This is a genomic window from Desulfosoma sp. (assembly GCF_052743555.1).
The window spans coordinates 1-2,676 of the sequence record NZ_JBRAHS010000032.1 but is presented as its reverse complement, the minus strand read 5'-3'; the positions used below and the strand labels follow the sequence as shown (position 1 = coordinate 2,676).

General features: G+C 54.2%; 2 protein-coding genes and 1 pseudogene. All 3 read left to right on the top strand.

The genetic code is table 11. The annotated features are described in order from the left end of the window. Positions 1-372 (top strand): hypothetical protein (locus tag ACUVSA_RS14420; RefSeq protein WP_445895348.1); only part of this gene is annotated, 372 nt, incomplete at its 5' end. Positions 373-453: 81 nt separating this feature from the next. Further along, positions 454-866, top strand: a pseudogene (locus ACUVSA_RS14415) (glycosyltransferase family 2 protein); the annotation flags it as partial. 266 nt (positions 867-1,132) lie between these two features. Beyond that, positions 1,133-2,676: PIG-L family deacetylase (locus ACUVSA_RS14410; protein ID WP_445895347.1), on the top strand; the 1,544-nt coding region annotated here is incomplete at its 3' end.

Genomic DNA, 2,676 nt, shown 5'->3' with positions numbered 1-2,676 from the left:
ATGGTGCCTTCCACGCGGCCAAAGAGTTTTCGCCTGGGAATCCTTGAACGCACGGCAGCCCTGTACGGGGCGGTGTTTCCCTGGGTTTTTTATGCCGCCATTGTGGTGCATTTTGGGCTGAGCTTCTTGAAAAGCGCTCTTCTCGATCCCTTCTGGGGCTTCGCCACGGCCGTTTTGGCTTCCTGCGCCGCTCTGGCGGCCCTGCTCGCCTATGTGCACGTCACCTCCTTTCCAGGCATCGAACCCCGTTATCTGGCTCCCTTGCCTCCCCTTTGCATCCTTTATGTGGCCTTGGTCTTCTCGTGCGCCGTAAAATTGACCCGTGCCAGGAACCTCGACAATGAACTTGACCCCCAGGGGAGCTCCTGCTAGAAGACATCCGCTCGGCAACATGTGAACTTTTATTGAAAAATCGGGTGAGACGACGCCTTCGTTGTCGTGTTGGGCAAGAAAATGGTGCCAAAGGACGACCAGCCGTTGGAACTTTCCATCGTGATGCCGTGTCTCAACGAGGCGCGAACCCTGGAAGCCTGCATTCAAAAGGCCAGGAACTTCTCGCAAAGAGCTGAAGTGCACGGTGAAGTGATCGTGGCGGACAACGGCAGCACGGACGGATCCGTGGAAATTGCCAGGAATATGGGAGCTCAAGTCGTTCACGTGGCCGAAAAGGGATACGGCAGCGCATTGATGGGGGGGGTATCGCGGCGGCCCGGGGCACATACATCATCATGGAAGACAGTGACGATTCCTATGATTTTTTGCACTTGGAGGCATTTTTGGCCAAGCTTCGAGAAGGATACGATCTTGTGGTGGGCAATCGGTTCCTCGGCGGCATTCGCCCGGGGGCGATGCCATTGCTGCACCGCATTTTCATCAGATTAAGGCTTGCTGACGGCATCGCCGTCGAACAACATCATTACTTTCATGTGCGTTGCGTCGTTCCGCTTTTTTGCTCTTATGGTTTTGTGGCCGTCAAAAAGCAGAAGTTTCAGGGAGGTTTGAATCATTTTTTCTGCTTTAAAAAACCTTGCTCATGGCCGATGACTGCAACCGTGACCCCTGGTGGACAAGATTCATAGGAGGTCTTGGCATTTTCACAGTCTCAATGAGACGATCAACCGAGACATGGTCTATGGACAGAGCTTTTGAAGCCGAGCTTTATCCCACTGCGGCCTCTCCGCTGCCCCCTGCGCAACGGGTGCTTGTTTTTGCGGCTCATGCCGACGACGAAATCTACGGTTGCGGAGGCACTTTAGGACTTTTAGCTGCGAGCGGGGTTTCCATTTCCGTCGTCATTGCGACGCAGGGAAACCGGTGTCTGCCCGAGGCTTCGGAAACCATCATTGAAGAGAGACAACGGGAGTCCGTGGAAGCGGCTCGAATTCTCGGATACGCCGATCCCGAGTTTTGGAATCTTCCAGACCGTGAACTTCGGTATTCAGAAAAACTCGTCCAGAAGATCCTCCAGAAGATTTCAGCCCTCGACGCCGACTGGATTTTCGCTCCGGCACTTTCCGAAATGCATCCTGACCATCAAGTCCTCGCCCTTGCCGTGACGGAGGCCGTGCGGCGAACCAAAGGCAGAAGGCATGTGGCGTTTTACGAGGTGAGCGCTCCCACGACGCACAACATGCTCATCGACATCAGTGCGGCTTTGGAAATGAAGATTGAGGCGATGAAGTGTTTCAGGTCGCAGGAATCCTTTTACGGATATGACGAAAGGATTCTTGCCCTGAATCGCTACCGAGCCTATGTTCTGGGCAAAGATCGTCAAGCCGCGGAGGCCTTTTTCCTGCTGGACAGTGACGCGTTGGAACAAGGCCTTGCCCCCGCGCATGAAAATTGGCTTTTCCGCAGGCGTTCCATCGGTCTGGCTGTTGAGCCGTCTCAGTTGCCTCTGGTGAGCCTTATCGTTCGATCCATCGGTCGCCCCGAACTGCGGGAAGCTCTGCAATCCATCACGACACAAACTTACCCCAATATTGAGGTCGTTCTGGTGAATGCCGCGGGGGATGGTTTCCCCCATGACAAGGTGTTGCCTGAAAGGTTTCCCGTGGTTCCGGTTTCCAGCCCCACGCCGCTGTCTCGAAGCCGGGCGGCCAACGCGGGTTTGCGACATGCTTCGGGCCGATATCTGATGTTTCTCGATGAAGACGATCTCTTACTGCCCGATCATGTCTCGCGGCTGGTCAATGCGCTTCACAGTCAGAAGCAGGCCAAGGCGGCTTATGCCGGAGTCCGTGCCGTGGACGAGACCGGAAGACCCATCGTGGAATACGATCATCCATGGTCTGTGGAGCGGATGTTGGCGGCGAATTTTATTCCCATCATGGCCGTTCTTTTTGACCGTAGCCTTCTTGACGAGGGCTGTCAATTTGACGAGGATTTGGAGGTTTCGGAAGATTGGGATTTTTGGATGCAAGCGGCGCAAAAGACCCCTTTCCTTCACGTCCCTGGAATCAGTGCCGTCTATCGCTACTACCTTGGCGAGTCCAAACTTTCTCACCAAAGAGACGAAAATGTTTATTTGTTCTGGCGTAAAAAAGTTTTCCACAAATGGTTTCACATTTTGGGCATCGATGCTTTTTCGGCGGCTTTGCACCGACTGGCCCTGGAATTGGACGATGCTCGAAAAAAAACGGCTCATCTGGAAACCGCAATCGCCGAGCTGACGCA